The organism is Streptomyces sp. NPDC054770, from assembly GCF_053611985.1.
The window spans coordinates 143499-158986 of record NZ_JBSHBL010000015.1 but is presented as its reverse complement, the minus strand read 5'-3'; the positions used below and the strand labels follow the sequence as shown (position 1 = coordinate 158986).

The window sequence follows — 15488 nt, the reverse complement described above, 5'->3', positions numbered from 1 at the left end:
CCGCTTCCCCCTGGCCTCGGTGACCAAGCCGCTGGCCGCGTACGCGGTGCTCGTGGCGTACGAGTCCCCGCCCCGCCGTCCGTCGTGTCAGGTCCGCAGCCCGTCCACGATCAGGCCCGGGATCCGCGCCGCCCGCGTCTCCGCGTGCCGGGGACCTCACCGCCTGCGGCGGGCGAACGCTTCCTCGCCCCCGGCGAGTTCGGGTGGATGGCGGACATGGGTCGGGTGCCGCGGGAGGGCCTCGGCGAGCGCGGGCGGGAGGCACCACCCGCCGGCTGCCGGACTTCGCCGTACGGCTCGCGGCCCGCTTCCGGGACCCCTCGCTGCCCGGCCCGGCAGACGGTGCTGGACTGCGCCGAGAGCCTGGTCGCCCGCGGCGCGGTCCGCGTCCCCGCGGCGGTTCAGAGGCCGAAGCGCATCGCGAACTCGTCGGGGTCGTAGGCGTCCCGGTCCGGGTCGTGCTGGACCGCCGGCGTGGTCTCCACCATGTCTTCCGGGCGTATCCGCTCGGGCAGCGCGCCGAAGCGCTCCTTGCGTGTCACGGCCTCGGCCGCGGTCTCCTCGTGGCTCATGCTCGTCCTCCCCGTCGTAGCGGACGTCACCCGTCATCTGGCAAACGCGCGCGCCCCGGCGGATGTTCCCGAACCCGCCGGGGCGCGCGGGGACCCGCGGATCTCTCCGCGGGTCCCGGGATGCGGCTGTCAGGCGCCGCAGGACCGCAGGAACTTCCGGGTGCGCACCGCGATGGGCAGCGGCTTGTCCGGCTCGCAGGGGTACATGTCCTGCTCGACGATCGCGAACAGTTCGACCCCCAGCCGCTGCGCCGCGGACAGCACCGGCGCCAGCTCCGGCACACCGGCCGGCGGTTCGCACATCACGCCCTGGGCCACGGCCGGCCCGAACGGGGTGCCCTTGGCCTGGACGTCGGCGAGGATCGCCGGGTCCACCTGCTTGAGGTGCAGGTAGCCGATCCGCTCGCCGTACGTCTCGATCAGCTTGACGCTGTCGCCGCCGCAGTAGGCGTAGTGACCGGTGTCCAGGCAGAGGTTGACCAGGTCCGTGTCGGTCGAGTCGAGGAAGTGCTCGACGTGGTCCTCGGTGTCGATGTGGGTGTCGGCGTGCGGGTGGACGACGATGTCCAGGCCGTACGCCTCCTTCACCTCGTGGCCGAGCCGTTCCATGCCCTTGGTGAGGTGGGCCCACTGCTCGCCGGTCAGCTCCGGCGGCTCCAGGATCTCGGCGGTCTTGTCGTCCCGCCAGAAGGACGGGATGACCACCAGGTGCTTCGCCCCCATCGCCTGGGTGAGCGCGGCGACCTGGCTGACGTGCTCCCAGGTCGACTCCCAGACGGCCGGCCCGCGGTGCAGGCCCGTGAAGACCGTGCCCGCCGAGACCAACAGGTCGCGCTTGGCGATCTCGTCGGTGAGCCGGGCCGGGTCGGTCGGGAGGTAGCCGTACGGGCCGAGTTCGATCCAGGAGTAGCCGGCCTCGGCGACCTCGTCGAGGAAGCGTTCCCAGGGGACCTGCCGGGGGTCGTCCGGGAACCAGACGCCCCAGGAGTCGGGAGCCGAGCCGACCCGGATGCGGTCGAGAGCGTCGGTCATGGGCTCAGGACTTTCCTTCCGGGCCGGTCCCGACGGGGGCGGTGAGGTCTTCCTCTTCGGGAAGTTCTTCGACGTCGACTCCGCGTACCTGGGACAGCTCGTGCTTGAGGGCGGCGAGTTCGGCGCCGCCGGCCATGTGGTTGGTGAGTTCCTCCAGGGTGATGGCGCTGCGTTCGGCGGAGAGTTCGAGGGTGCCGAGGCGCAGGACGCTGAAGTGGTCGCCGACCATGTAGGCGTGGTGGGGGTTGTGGGTGATGAAGATGACGCCGAGGCCGCGTTCGCGGGCGGCGGCGATGTATTTGAGGACCACGCCGGACTGCTTGACGCCGAGGGCGGCGGTGGGCTCGTCCAGGATGAGGACGCGGGCGCCGAAGTAGACGGCGCGGGCGATGGCCACGCACTGGCGCTGGCCGCCGGAGAGGGTGCCGATGGGCTGGTCCAGGTCGTCCAGGATGATGCCCATGTTGCGCAGTTCGCGGTCGGCGGTCTCCTTCATCTTCTGGATGTCGAGACGGCGCACGGGCCAGGGGCCCTTGGTCATCTCGGAGCCGAGGAAGAAGTTGCGCCACACCGGCATCAGGGGCACGGTGGCGAGGTCCTGGTAGACGGTGGCGATGCCCTTGTCCAGGGCGTCCCGGGGGCTGGCGAAGCGCACCGGCTCGCCGTCGACGAGCAGGTCGCCCTCGGTGTGCTGGTGCAGCCCCGATATGATCTTGATGAGGGTGGACTTGCCGGCGCCGTTGTCGCCCAGCACGCAGGTCACCTGGTTGGGGAAGACCTTGAGGTCGACGCCGTGCAGGGCGCGGATGTTGCCGTAGGACTTGCCGGTGGAGCGCAGTTCGACGATCGGGGTGCCGTCGACGGGGGCCTCGTCCGCAAGGACGGCACCGTGGGTTCCGGTGGTGTTGTCTGTCATCGGGTCACCTCCTGGTCGCGGTGCGCTGCACCCACAGGTTGATCATCACGGCGCCCAGGAGCATGACGCCGAGGAAGGCCTTGAACCAGTCGGGGTTCCAGCCCGCGTAGACGATGCCCTGCTGGACCATGCCGAACATGAAGGCGCCGAAGACCGGGCCGATCGCCGAGCCGGCACCGCCGGTCAGGAGGCAGCCGCCGATGACCGCGGCGGAGATGTAGATCAGCTCCTGGCCCACGCCCTCGCCGGACTGCACGGTGTTGAAGGAGAACAGCTGGTGCATGCCGACGAACCAGGCGCCGAAGCCGACCAGCATGAACAGCGAGATCTTGGTGAAGTTCACCGGGACACCGACCGCGCGGGCGCTGTCCTTGTTGCCGCCGACCGCGAACGTCCAGTTGCCGTACTTCGTACGCAGCAGCACCCAGGTGGCGATGGCCGCGAACACCAGCCAGTAGACGACGGTGATCTTCACCTGGACGCCGCCGATGTCGAAGGACGACGCGAAGACCTTCTGCGCCTGGGAGAAGCCGTCCATGTTGCTGATGTCGTCGGTGGCGACGTTCCCGGTGACCAGCTTGGTCACGGCGAGGTTCACGCCCTGCAGGATCAGGAAGCTGCCCAGGGTGATCAGGAAGCTGGGCAGTCCCGTCTTGACCACCAGCCAGCCGTTGAGGAACCCGATCCCCAGCGACACGACCAGCGCGGCGATCACACCGACCCACACGTTCATGGTCAGCTGGTAGCTGAGCATGGCGGCGGTGAGCGCCGAGGTGATCACCGCGACACCCGCCGACAGGTCGAACTCCCCGCCGATCATCAGCAGCGCCACCGGCAGTGCCATGATGCCGATGGTCGACGACTGGTACAGGATGTTCGCCATCGAGCTGGCTTCCCGCACCGGCGGGGCCGCGATCAGGAAGAACACGTACACCGCGGCCGCGCCGAGGAAGACGCCGACGTCGGGGCGGGCCAGCAGCCTGAGCGCCAGCGGGCGCTGGGCGGTCCGGCCGTCCTTCTCCTTCGGACCGGAGGCCGGCGGTGTGGCCACCGCCGGCTGGGTCTCCTGACTCATCTCGATCACCGAGTGCCCTTCGCGGCGAACTCGGCGACCTTGGCGACGTTGGACTTGTCGACGAAGGCCGGGCCGGTCAGCACCGGCTGCTCACCGCCGCCGCTGTAGTTGCCGTTGTTCTTGTAGAGCCACAGCGAGTCGACCGCCAGGTAGCCCTGGAGGTAGGGCTGCTGGTCCACGGCGAACTCGATGGTCCCCTTGCCGATGGCTGTGGTCAGGTCCTTGTTGAGGTCGAAGGTGGCGACCTTCGCCTTGCTGCCCGCGTCGGACGCCGACTGGACGGCGATCAGCGCGATCGGGGCGCCGAGCGTGACCACGTGGTCGATGGCCTTGTCCTGCGTGAGCTTGGCGGTGATCGTCGACTTGACCGAGGTCGGGGACGTGCCGTCGACGTACAGGGTCTCCGTGGTCCCCGAGAACGTCTTCTTCACACCGTCGCAGCGCTGGGTGAGGCCGACGTTGCCCTGCTCCTGGATGACGCAGACGACCTTCTTCGCGCCCTCGGAGTTCAGCCGGCTGCCGAGCGCCTCGCCCGCGACCGTCTCGTCCTGGCCGAAGAACTCCAGCAGGCCGAGCTTCTTCCAGTCGCTCAGACCGGAGTTGAGGCCGACGATCGGGATCTTCGCGGAGTTGGCCTTGGCGATGACGTCCTTCATGGCGTCCGGCTTGGCGAGGGTGACGGCGATCCCGTCGACCTTCTGGTCGATCGCGTTCTGCACCAGGTTGGCCTGGTTGCCGGCGTTCGGGTCGGCGGAGTAGACGAGCTTGATGTTGTCCTTGTCCGCGGCGGCCTGGGCGCCCTTGCGGACGATGTCCCAGAAGGTGTCACCGGGCGACTGGTGGGTGACCAGCGCGACCGTCATCCGAGGGGTGGAGGCCTTGCCTGCCGAGGCCGCCGCTCCCCCCTCTTCGGACTTCTTTCCTCCGGAGCTGCTGGAGCAGCCGGCGAGGGTCAGGGCTGCCGCCGCGGCGACGGCCACGATCGGGGCCAGCCGGCGCGAACGGGAGTGGGAAGAACGGTCCATCTTTCCTGCACCTCACTGTGCTGCGGGGGAAGATCGGCGGACCCGGGCCGAGGAAGGTGGTCCGGGTCACTGCTGTGCGTTGGGACGGGATACAAGTCCCTGCGCGGCCCGCTGTCAATACTTTGTTAAGACATCATTTCACACTCAGGTCCGAATGTAAGTACAAACCATTGACAGCGCGACCTGCCCCGATCTACACCTGAGGGGCATCCGCCCACGTGCCCTACCCGCTCCCACCCGGCGTACCCCTGACCCGGTCCGCCGACGCCCGCCCGCCCCTCCACACCGACACCACCCCGTCCGAATGAGGTCTCCCATGAGCCAGCCGACCACCCGCCTGACCGTCGCCCAGGCGCTGGTGCGGTTCCTGTCCGCCCAGTACACCGAGCGCGACGGCGTCCGGCACCGGCTGATCGCCGGCACCTGGGGCATCTTCGGCCACGGCAATGTGGCGGGGATCGGCCAGGCGCTCCTGGAGTACGGCGACGTCATGCCGTACCACCAGGGCCGCAACGAGCAGTCGATGGTGCACGCGGCGGTCGGCCACGCCCGCCAGCTGGACCGGCTCTCGGCGCAGGCGGTGACCACCTCCATCGGCCCGGGCGCCACCAACCTGGTGACCGGCGCCGCCCTCGCCACGATCAACCGGCTCCCCGTGCTGCTGCTCCCCGGCGACTACTTCGCGAGCCACGCGCCCGACCCGCTGCTGCAGCAGCTGGAGCACCCGACCGAGTTCGACGTCTCCGTCAACGACACCCTGCGTCCGGTCTCCCGCTACTTCGACCGGATCACCCGCCCCGAGGCGCTGATCCCCTCCGCGCTCAACGCCATGCGGGTCCTCGCCGACCCGGCGGAGACCGGCGCGGTCACCCTCGCCCTCCCCCAGGACGTCCAGGCGGAGGCGTACGACTGGCCGGAGGAGTTCTTCGCCGAGCGCGTCTGGCGGGTCCGGCGGCCGGCCCCCGACCCGGTCGAGCTGGCGGACGCGGTACGGGCCGTGAGGGCCGCCGAGCGGCCGTTGATCGTCGCGGGCGGCGGAATCCACCACAGCCGCGCGGAAGACGCTCTGAGGGCCCTTGTGGAGGCCACTGGCATCCCCGTCGCCTCGACGCAGGCGGGCAAGGGCTCGCTGCGCCACGACCATCCGGCCGATCTGGGCGGTATCGGGCACACCGGCACCGCGGTCGCCGACGACCTGGCCCGCACCGCCGACCTGGTCATCGGCGTCGGCACCCGGTACTCGGACTTCACCACGGCCTCCGGCACCCTCTTCCAGAACCCGGACGTCCGCTTCCTGAACCTGAACATCACCGGGTTCGACGCCCACAAGCTGGCCGCGCGCACGCTCGTCTGCGACGCGCGGGCCGGGCTCACGGCCCTCGCGGAGGCCCTGTCCGGGCACCGGGTCGCCGCGGACTACGCGGCCGAGTACCGGGCCGGCAAGGAGCGCTGGGAGGCCGTCGTCGAGGCCGCCTACCGCGCGGACGACGAGGACGCCGCCCCCACACAGACCCAGGTGCTCGGCGCCCTTGACGCGGTCGTCGGCGATGACGACGTTGTCATCAACGCGGCCGGCTCGCTCCCGGGCGACCTGCACAAGCTGTGGCGGGCCCGCTCGCCGCGCCAGTACCACCTGGAGTACGGCTACTCCTGCATGGGCTACGAGATCCCGGCCGGCATCGGCGTCCAGCAGGCGGCCCCGGACATCGCGGTCTGGTCGCTGGTCGGCGACGGCACCTATCTGATGATGCCGACCGAGATCGTCACCGCCGTCCAGGAGGGTCTGCCCGTCAACCTGGTCCTCATCCAGAACCACGGGTACGCCTCCATCGGCGGCCTCTCCGAGACGGTGGGCGGCGAGCGGTTCGGCACCGCCTACCGCTTCCGCTCCGCCGACGGCACCTTCGGCGGGGCCCCGCTGCCGGTGGACCTCGCCGCCAACGCGGCCAGCCTCGGCATGGAGGTGCTGCGCGCCAAGACCGTGCGGGAGCTGCGCGAGGCGCTCGCCGCGGCCCGCGCGAGCGACCGGCCGACGTGTGTGTACGTGGAGACGGACCCGGCGCCCACCGCTCCCCCGGCCGAGGCCTGGTGGGACGTGCCGGTCGCCGAGACCGCCGAGCGCGAGGCCGCCGTACGGGCCCGCGAGGACTACGACCGGCAGGTCGCCGACCGCCGCCGGCATCTGTGAGTCCCCCCGAACCCCGAAAGACCCCGAAAGGAGGTGTCCCGGTGACCCGTACCAAGGACTCCGCCCGCACCGCGACCGTCTCGGCACTCGACGCCCTGGACTTCGCCCTGGACCGCGGCAGTCCGGTGCCGCTCTACTACCAGCTCGCCCAGCAGCTGGAGGAGGCCATAGAGCACGGAGTGCTCGCCCCGGGCAACCTCCTGGGCAACGAGATCGACCTGTCGGTGCGGCTCGGCCTGTCCCGGCCCACGGTCCGCCAGGCCATCCAGTCCCTCGTCGACAAGGGGCTGTTGGTGCGCCGCCGGGGCGTGGGCACCCAGGTGGTGCACAGCCAGGTCAAGCGGCCGCTGGAGCTCAGCAGCCTCTACGACGACCTGGAGTCGGCCGGGCAGGGCCCGACCACCCGGGTGCTGCGCAACGAGCGGATCCCGGCGAGCGCGGAGGTGGCCGCCGCGCTCGGGATCGCGGAGGGCGCGGAGGTGGTCGTCCTGGAGCGGCTGCGCTGCACGCACGGCCAGCCGGTGGCGTTCCTGTGCAACTACCTGCCGGCCGCCCTGATCGAACTCGACACGGAGCGCCTGGAGTCGACCGGCCTGTACCGGATGATGCGCACGGCGGGCATCACCCTGCACAGCGCCCGGCAGACGGTGGGGGCCCGCCGCGCCACGGCCGAGGAGGCCGTCCGGCTCGACGAGCAGGAGGGCGCGGCCCTGCTCACCATGCAGCGCACGGCGTACGACGACACCGGGCGGCCGGTGGAGTACGGCAGCCATGTCTACCGGGCGTCCCGGTACGCCTTCGACTTCCAGCTGCTCGTACGGCCGTAGAACATGGCGTGCCGGGCTGGTTGCACCGGGTTTAACCACTGGTCCGGCCACCCGAAACCAACACGCCCGCACACGAGCCCCCACGGAGTTTGTCCCGTGGGGGCTCCGTCGTACCACTTTGTTCAACAAACCGGTAGGCGACCATGTCGATTACGTTTCGGGCAAGAGACGGGCGATAGAGCCGCAGGCTATTGACGCATGAGCGGACAAGCGGCTGTTATTGCGCCCACGATGTTCGGCCGAGTTGGTTTCTGATCGGTTTCGGGACCTTTCGAAGATCAACTCTTCCCCTTGCCGAACCCTGTTACTCAGGAGCCGCCATGCGCATCTCCCCGTCCGGTCTTCACGTTCCGGGTCCGAGCCGCCGTAACGTCCTGCGCGGCGCCGGTTCGGCCGCTCTGCTCGCCGGTGCCGGCATACCCCTGCTGTCCGCCTGCGGGGGCAGCGGGTCCTCCTCCTCGGACTCGAAGACCGTCAGCCTCGGCTCCAACCAGTCCGACGCCGTGCCGAAGAAGGCCTACGGAGCCCTCTACACGGCCTTCACCAAGCAGTCCGGCATCTCTGTCAAGGTGAACACCAAGGACCACAACACCTTCCAGGAGCAGATCAACTCGTACCTGCAGGGCACGCCGGACGACGTGTTCAACTGGTTCGCGGGCTACCGCATGCAGTTCTTCGCGCAGAAGGGCCTGGCCTCCCCGATCGACGACGTGTGGGAGAAGATCGGGGCCAACTTCCCGGACGCGATGAAGAAGCTCAGCAAGGGCGCGGACGGCAAGTACTACTTCGTGCCGCTGAACACGTACCCGTGGGCGGTCTTCTACCGCAAGAGCGTCTTCCAGCAGCACGGCTACACGGTCCCCACCACCTGGGACGAACTGGTGGCCCTGTGCAAGCAGATGAAGAAGGACGGCCTGGTCCCGATCGCCTTCGGCGACAAGGACGCCTGGCCGGCGATGGGCACCTTCGACCAGATCAACTTCCGTCTCAACGGCTACGACTTCCACGTCCAGCTGATGGCGGGCAAGGCCGCCTGGACCGACGCCAAGGTCAAGGCCGTCTTCGACCACTGGGCCGAGCTGCTCCCCTACCACCAGGACGGCTTCATGGGCCGTACCTGGCAGGACGCCGCCCAGGGCCTGGTGTCGAAGAAGTCCGGCATGTACCTCCTCGGCTCCTTCGTGGCCCAGCAGTTCACCAACAAGGCCGACCTGGACGACCTCGACTTCTTCGCCTTCCCGGAGATCAACTCCGCGTACGGCCAGGAGACCGTGGAGGCGCCCACCGACGGCTTCATGGTCAGCAAGTCCCCGAAGAACCACGACGGTGTCGTGAAGCTGCTGGAGTACCTCGGCACCCCGGCCGCCGAGGAGCTCTACCTCAAGGGCGACCCGAGCGTGGTGGCGGCCTCCAACAAGGCCAGCACGTCGTCGTACTCGGCGCTGCAGAAGAAGGCGTACGACATGATCGGCGCCGCCAAGAGCCTCACCCAGTTCATGGACCGCGACTCCCGCCCGGACTTCACCTCCACGGTGATGCAGCCCGGTCTGCAGAAGTTCCTGCAGAACCCGAAGGGGATCGACAGCCTGCTCTCGTCCATCGAGCGGCAGAAGAAGACGATCTTCGCGTCCGAGTGAGCCTGCTGAATGACGACTGACACCCCCCCGAAGTCCCAGGAGGCGGCCGCCGTGCCGCCTCCTGGGCGCGCGTCCGAGAAGAAGCGGATCCCGCAGGGCCACCGGCGCCTGCTGACCCGCCGCGACCGGATCACGCTCGCCTTCATGGCGGGCGTGCCGACGGTCCTCCATGTCCTCCTGGTCTGGGTGACCGCCCTGGCCTCGATCCTGCTGGCCTTCACCTCCTGGGACGGCATCGGCTTCGACTCCATCAAGTGGGTCGGGCTCGACAACTTCAAGCAACTCTTCACCGACAACCCGCAGTTCTGGCCGGCCGTCGAGCACAACATCATCTGGTTCGTGGTGCTCATCCTGATCCCGACCCCGTTCGGCCTGTTCCTGGCCGTGCAGTTGGACAAGAAGATCAGGTTCAGCCGGGTCTACCAGACGGCGTTCTTCCTCCCGGTCGTCATCTCCCTGGCGTGCATCGGGTTCGTCTGGCAGCTGATCTACAACCCGGACACGGGCCTGATCAACAGCCTCATCGGCGCCAACAAGCCGGGCCACTACATCGACTGGATCGGTGACCCGAACCTCAACCTGTGGGCCGTGCTGGTGGCCGCGTCCTGGCGGCACACCGGGTACATGATGATCCTGTACCTGGCCGGCCTGAAGAGCGTCGACCCGTCGCTGCGGGAGGCCTCGGCCCTCGACGGCGCCAACGAGTGGCAGACGTTCAAGAACGTCATCTTCCCGACGCTGCGGCCGACCAACACCATCGTCCTGGTCGTGACGATCATCGAGTCACTGCGCGCCTTCGACCTGGTCTTCGTCTTCAACAAGGGCGCACAGGGCACCGAGTTGCTCTCCATCCTGGTGACCAACAACATCATCGGCGAGTCCAGCCGCATCGGTTACGGCTCGGCGATCGCGGTGGTGCTGCTGTTCATCTCCCTGATCGTGATCATTCCCTATCTGATCGCGACCTTCCGGAAGGAGCGGCGCGCATGAGCACCGTGAGCAGCGCGCTGCCCAAGCAGCGCAACCCGATCCGCCCGGCCCGTGTCCTGCTGCACGTGTTCCTGGCGGGTACGGCCCTGGCCTGGCTCGCCCCGCTGCTGTGGGCGATCTTCTCGGCCATGCGCCCGTACAGCGAGACCAGCAACCGCGGCTACGTGTCCTGGCCGCACACGCTGAACTTCGACAACTTCAAGAACGCGTTCGAGCAGTCGGACATGACCCACTACTTCATGAACACGCTGGTCATCGCGGTCCCGTCCGTGCTGCTCACGCTGTTCCTGTCGTCGATGGTCGCGTTCTACGTCGCCCGCTTCGACTTCCGGGTCAACCTCTTCCTGCTGCTGGTCTTCACGGCCGGCAACCTGCTGCCGCAGCAGGTCATCATCACCCCGCTGTACCGGATGTACCTGCTGACGAACCTGCCGGGGATCACCGCGAGCGGCAAGCTGTACGACTCGGCGCTCGGTCTGGTGCTGATCCATGTGGCGTTCCAGTCCGGGTTCTGCGCGTTCGTGCTCAGCAACTACATGCGGTCGCTGCCGCACGAGCTGACCGAGGCCGCGCTGGTGGACGGTGCCTCGGTGTGGCGGCTGTACTGGCAGGTCACGCTGCCGCTGTGCAAGCCGGCGATGGCGGCCCTGGCGACCCTGTTGTCGATCTGGATCTACAACGACTTCTTCTGGGCCCTGGTGCTGATCTCGACGGGTGACAACATGCCGATCACCTCGGCGCTGAACAACCTCTCCGGCCAGTTCTTCACCGACCCGAACCTGATCGCCGCCGGTTCCCTGCTCACCGCGATCCCGACGCTGCTCGTGTACTTCGCGCTCCAGAAGCAGTTCGTCAGCGGTCTGACACTGGGCTCCGCCAAGGGCTGATCCGGCCCCGTCCGAAAGAGAACCTCGTGCACAACCCGTTCACCCCGGTCACCTCGGTGGCCGTGGACACGCGTGGCGCCCGTGTCCATGAAGAGGGCTGGCAGTCCTGGTCGCCCAGTGGCGCCTACGCCCTCGGTACGGCCCCGTACCGCCCGACGAACGACAACTGGGCGACCGTGTGCTACCGCCCCGGCCGCAGCGTGCCCGCCGGCGCCTTCCAGGGCGAGGGCCTGCTGGCGCTCGACCCGGGCGACGGCTCCCCGGTCCGGCTCTGGGCGGCGGCCGACCCGCTGCACGAGGTGCCCTCGATCCGGCTGACCGTCGCGGCCGGGGTCGCGGAGGTCGAGGCCGACGGTCCGGTCAAGGAGTGGACCGGCTCGGGCATCCAGTCCGTACTGGCCGACTGGGCCGCCGCCCTGGCCCTGCCGGCGCCCCGCCCCGCGCCCACCGTCTGGTGCTCCTGGTACGAGTACTTCACGGCCGTCACCGAGGACGACATCCACGAGAACCTGCGGGCGATGGACACCCTCGACCTGCCGATCGACGTGGTGCAGATCGACGACGGCTACCAGAGCGCGCTGGGCGACTGGCTGACCCTGTCCGGCCGTTTCCGCTCCCGGCGGGGCATCGCGGACGCCATCCGCGCCCGCGGCCGCCGGGCGGGCATCTGGACCGCGCCCTTCCTGGTGGACCCGGGCAGCGATCTCGCCGAGACCTACCCGGACTGGCTGGTCCGCGACCCCGACGGCAGAGCACTGCGCGCGGGCCGCAACTGGGGTCACGCGCTGTACGTCCTGGACACCACCCACCCGGCCGCCGCGGCCTACCTCACCGACGTCTTCAGGACGCTGCGCGCCGAGGGCTACGACTACTTCAAGGCCGACTTCCTCTACGCGGGCGCGATGGACGGCGTACGGCACTCGGGCGCGGACGCGCTCACGGCGTACCGGCTCGGCATCGGCCTGATCCGGGAGGCGATCGGTGCGGACGCCTACCTCCTCGGCTGCGGCGCGCCGGTGCTGCCCTCGATCGGCCTGTTCGACGCGATGCGGGTCAGCCCGGACACGGCTCCGCACCGCCGTCCCGAGGCCGACGACTTCAGCCAACCCGGCCAGGCCGCCGCCGAGTTCACCGGGGTCGGCCGCCAGTGGCAGCACGGCCGGCTCTGGGTCAACGACCCCGACTGCCTGATGGCGCGCCCCGCCGTGGAGACCCGTGCGCGCTGGGCGGCGCATGTGGAGGCCGTCGGCGGCCTGGTCGCCTCCAGCGACCGGCTGCTCTCCCTCGACCAGTGGGGCGTGGAGACAACCCGCCGCCTTCTCACCGGAGTTACCGGAGTCAACCGATGAGCGACCGCACCCTCTCCGTCCCGGGCATCGCCTACGGCGGCGACTACAACCCCGAGCAGTGGCCCGAGGAGGTGTGGGCCGAGGACGTCCGCCTGATGCGCGAGGCGGGCGTGAACATGGTCAGCGTGGGCATCTTCTCGTGGGCCCTCATGGAACCGTCCGAGGGCGTCTACGACTTCTCGCGCATGGACCGGATCCTCGGCCTGCTCCACGAGAACGGCATCGCCGCCGACCTCGCCACCCCGACGGCCGCCCCGCCGGCCTGGTTCTTCCGCGCCCACCCCGGGGCGCTCCCGGTGGACCACGACGGCCGCACCCTGTCGTACGGCAGCCGGCAGACGTTCTGCCCGAGCAGCCCCGCCTACCGCGAGGCCGCGCTCCGGATCGCCGGCGCGATCGCCGACCGGTACGCGAGCCATCCGGCCGTGAAGATGTGGCACGTCCACAACGAGTACGGCTGCCACAACGCGGCCTGCTACTGCGACACCAGCGCGGCCTCCTTCCGCCGCTGGCTGCGGGCGAAGTACGCCGACGACCTGGCCGCCCTCAACCAGGCCTGGGGCACCACCTTCTGGAGCCAGTGGTACTACGACTGGGAGGAGATCCTGCCGCCCCGCGCGACCGGCGCGGTCCCCAACCCGACGCACCAGCTGGACTGGCGGCGGTTCTGCTCGGACGAGCTGCTCTCGCTGTACACGGCGGAGCGGGACGTGCTCCGGGCGGCGGCCCCCGCGATCCCCGCCACCACCAACTTCATGGTGATGCACAACTTCGACGCCCTCGACTACTGGCGCTGGGCACCGGAGCTGGACGTGGTGGCCAACGACCACTACCTGATGTCGGCCGACCCGGAGTCGCAGATCGACGTCGCGCTGAGCGGCGACCTGATGCGGTCGCTCGCCGGCGGCCCGTGGCTGCTGATGGAGCACTCGACCGGCGCGGTCAACTGGCAGCCCGTCAACCGGGCCAAGACGGCGGGCGAGTTGCGCCGCAACGCGCTCGCGCATGTGGCGCACGGCGCGGACGGCATCTGCTACTTCCAGTGGCGGGCGGCGAAGGCGGGTGCCGAGCAGTGGCACTCGGCGATGCTGCCGCACGCCGGGACCGACAGCCAGATCTGGCAGGACGTGGTCCGGCTGGGCGCCGATCTCACGGCACTTGCCGAGGTGCGCGGCAGTACCGGCACGGCCGAGGTGGCCGTCGTCTGGGACTGGGACGCCCGCTGGGCCGTCGAACTGCCCTCGCAGCCCAGCGAGAAGCTGCGCTACCTGGACCTCGTCCGCGCCTGGTACGAGCCGCTGTGGCGGGCGGGCGTGGCGGTGGACTTCGTCCGCCCGGACGCCGATCTGTCGGCGTACAAGGCGGTCCTGGCCCCGAGCCTGTACCTGGTGGACGACACCGGCGCGGCGAACCTGACCGCCTTCGCGGAGGCCGGCGGCACCCTGGCCGTCGGCTTCCACAGCGGCGCCGTGGACGAGAACTGCCATGTGCGGCTGGGCGGTTACCCGGGTGCCTTCCGGGAGCTGCTGGGTGTGCGCACCGACGAGCTGTTCCCGCTGCTGCCCGAGGAGCGGGTGACGCTGAGCGAGGGCGGCACCGGCTCGCTCTGGTCGGAGCGGGTGGGTCTGGCGGGCGCGACGGCGGTGACGTCGTACGCCGACGGGCCGCTGGCCGGGGTACCGGCGGTGACCCGGCACGGGTACGGCGCGGGCACCGCCTGGTACGTGGCGACGCTCCCGGACCCGGAGACCCTGGCGGGGCTGCTCGGCCGGATCCGTGCCGAGGCGGGCGTGGCCGCGGGCCGCACCGCACCGGCGGGCGTGGAGGTCGTCGTGCGGCGCGGTGCGGACGCGGACTACGTGTTCGTGATCGACCACACCGGCAAGGGTGCCGAACTCCCGGTGGCGGCAGGGTCGGTGGAGCTGCTGTCCGGCAAGCCGGCCGACGGCACGGTCACCGTGGCGCCGGGCGAGATCGCCGTCGTACGGGAGCCGCGCGGTCAGTGAGCCGCGTCCAGGCGGGCCCGCTGGCCGGGCGTCAGCTCCAGGTCCACGGCGGCGAGGTTCTCCTCCAGCTGGGCCACGGACGACACCCCGGCCAGCGGGACGACCGGCAGCGGCCCGCCCAGCAGCCAGGCCAGCACCACCTGGTTGAGGGTGGCCCCGGTCTCCCGGGCCACCTCGCCCAGCGCGGCGAGGCGGGCCGGGGTGCCGGGGTGGTCGTGGTCGGCGGGCAGCGCCTTGCCGGGCTGGGTGTAGGCGCCCTTGAGCAGCGGTGAGTAGGCCACCAGGGTGAGGTCCGGCTCCGCACGCAGATAGCTGCGCAGCTGGGCGTCGGTGCCGCCGAGACCGCCGTCCGGGAACAGGTCGTCGGGGATGTCGGTGCGCGGGCGCAGATAGCTGTGCTGGTACTGGAGCACCTCGTAGCCGGGCAGCCCGGCCGCGGCGGCCAGGGCGCGGGCGCGCTCCAGTCGCCAGACGGCGTGGTTGCTGGCGCCGAGCAGGCCGACGGTGCCCTCCGCGACGAGCGCCGCGAACCCCTCGACGGTCTCGCGGAGCGGGACGGCGGGGTCCTCTATGTGGGCGTACAGCAGGTCGAGCTTCTCCACGCCGAGGCGTTCGCGACTGCGCTCGGCCGACTCCCGGATCACCTTCGCGGACAGCCCCTCGGCGTTGTCGGTGTAGCTGGTCCCGGGGGCGAGCGGGCGGGCGCCGAGCTTGGTGGCGATGACGATTTCGTCGCCGATCCCGCGGCTGCGGCGCCAGCGGCCGAGCAGTTCCTCGCTCTGGCCGCCCTGGCCGCCGTCCTCCCAGAAGGCGTAGTTGTCGGACGTGTCGATGAAGTTCCCGCCGGCCTCGACATAGCGGTCGAGGACGGCGAATGAGGTCTGCTCGTCGGTCCGGGACCCGAACAGCATGGCCCCGAGCGCGAGGACACTCACCTCGCGCCGGGTCTTCGGGTCGGTGCCGATGGTGCGGTACTTCATGTGC

General features: G+C 70.0%; 13 protein-coding genes. 7 read left to right on the top strand and 6 right to left on the bottom strand.

All coding sequences use genetic code 11. The features are described 5' to 3' along the window. Window positions 1-401: 401 nt before the first annotated feature. The 5 genes from ACWGKQ_RS16470 to ACWGKQ_RS16450 all read right to left on the bottom strand — a co-directional run bounded on the left by ACWGKQ_RS16470 (window position 402) and on the right by ACWGKQ_RS16450 (window position 4620). Window positions 402-572: a hypothetical protein gene (locus ACWGKQ_RS16470; protein ID WP_453292605.1), complete on the bottom strand. Its 171-nt coding sequence runs from the start codon at window positions 570-572 to the stop codon at window positions 402-404. 129 nt (window positions 573-701) lie between these two features. Beyond that, a complete protein-coding gene (locus tag ACWGKQ_RS16465) occupies window positions 702-1604 on the bottom strand; it encodes a sugar phosphate isomerase/epimerase family protein (protein WP_453292604.1) in 903 nt (300 codons plus the stop codon). A gap of 4 nt (window positions 1605-1608) precedes the next feature. Then, window positions 1609-2520 carry an ATP-binding cassette domain-containing protein gene (locus tag ACWGKQ_RS16460; RefSeq protein WP_453292603.1) on the bottom strand — a complete coding sequence of 304 codons (912 nt, stop codon included), beginning with the start codon at window positions 2518-2520 and terminating at the stop codon, window positions 1609-1611. Between the two features lie 4 nt (window positions 2521-2524). Next, window positions 2525-3595: an ABC transporter permease gene (locus ACWGKQ_RS16455; protein ID WP_453292602.1), complete on the bottom strand. Its 1071-nt coding sequence runs from the start codon at window positions 3593-3595 to the stop codon at window positions 2525-2527. 5 nt (window positions 3596-3600) lie between these two features. Then, entirely contained in the window at window positions 3601-4620 is a 1020-nt protein-coding gene (locus tag ACWGKQ_RS16450) for a sugar ABC transporter substrate-binding protein (protein ID WP_453292601.1), read from the bottom strand. A gap of 316 nt (window positions 4621-4936) precedes the next feature. On the opposite strand from ACWGKQ_RS16450, the gene iolD reads away from it, so the two are divergent. The 7 genes from iolD (at window position 4937) to ACWGKQ_RS16415 (ending at window position 14504) form a co-directional block, all read left to right on the top strand. Beyond that, window positions 4937-6808, top strand: coding sequence for a 3D-(3,5/4)-trihydroxycyclohexane-1,2-dione acylhydrolase (decyclizing) (gene iolD, locus ACWGKQ_RS16445; protein ID WP_453292600.1), 1872 nt, complete (start codon window positions 4937-4939; stop codon window positions 6806-6808). Window positions 6809-6849: 41 nt separating this feature from the next. Next, window positions 6850-7635 carry a GntR family transcriptional regulator gene (locus ACWGKQ_RS16440; RefSeq protein WP_453292599.1) on the top strand — a complete coding sequence of 262 codons (786 nt, stop codon included), beginning with the start codon at window positions 6850-6852 and terminating at the stop codon, window positions 7633-7635. Between the two features lie 320 nt (window positions 7636-7955). Next, a complete protein-coding gene (locus ACWGKQ_RS16435) occupies window positions 7956-9272 on the top strand; it encodes an ABC transporter substrate-binding protein (protein ID WP_453292598.1) in 1317 nt (438 codons plus the stop codon). Between the two features lie 9 nt (window positions 9273-9281). Then, window positions 9282-10262 (top strand): carbohydrate ABC transporter permease, encoded by a 981-nt coding sequence (locus ACWGKQ_RS16430; protein WP_453292597.1) that lies wholly within the window; start codon window positions 9282-9284, stop codon window positions 10260-10262. Next, the gene (locus ACWGKQ_RS16425) at window positions 10259-11149 is read left to right on the top strand and encodes a carbohydrate ABC transporter permease (RefSeq protein WP_453292596.1); all 891 of its coding nucleotides are present in this window, start codon (window positions 10259-10261) and stop codon (window positions 11147-11149) included. The genes ACWGKQ_RS16430 and ACWGKQ_RS16425 overlap by 4 nt, the downstream gene beginning before the upstream one ends. Window positions 11150-11175: 26 nt before the next feature. Then, window positions 11176-12498: a glycoside hydrolase family 36 protein gene (locus ACWGKQ_RS16420; RefSeq protein ID WP_453292595.1), complete on the top strand. Its 1323-nt coding sequence runs from the start codon at window positions 11176-11178 to the stop codon at window positions 12496-12498. Then, on the top strand, window positions 12495-14504 hold the full coding sequence (locus ACWGKQ_RS16415) for a beta-galactosidase (protein WP_453292594.1): 2010 nt from the start codon (window positions 12495-12497) through the stop codon (window positions 14502-14504). The genes ACWGKQ_RS16420 and ACWGKQ_RS16415 overlap by 4 nt, the downstream gene beginning before the upstream one ends. Here ACWGKQ_RS16415 and ACWGKQ_RS16410 read toward each other — a convergent pair. After that, on the bottom strand, window positions 14498-15484 hold the full coding sequence (locus ACWGKQ_RS16410) for an aldo/keto reductase (RefSeq protein ID WP_453292593.1): 987 nt from the start codon (window positions 15482-15484) through the stop codon (window positions 14498-14500). The genes ACWGKQ_RS16415 and ACWGKQ_RS16410 overlap by 7 nt on opposite strands. Between the last annotated feature and the right edge of the window lie 4 nt (window positions 15485-15488).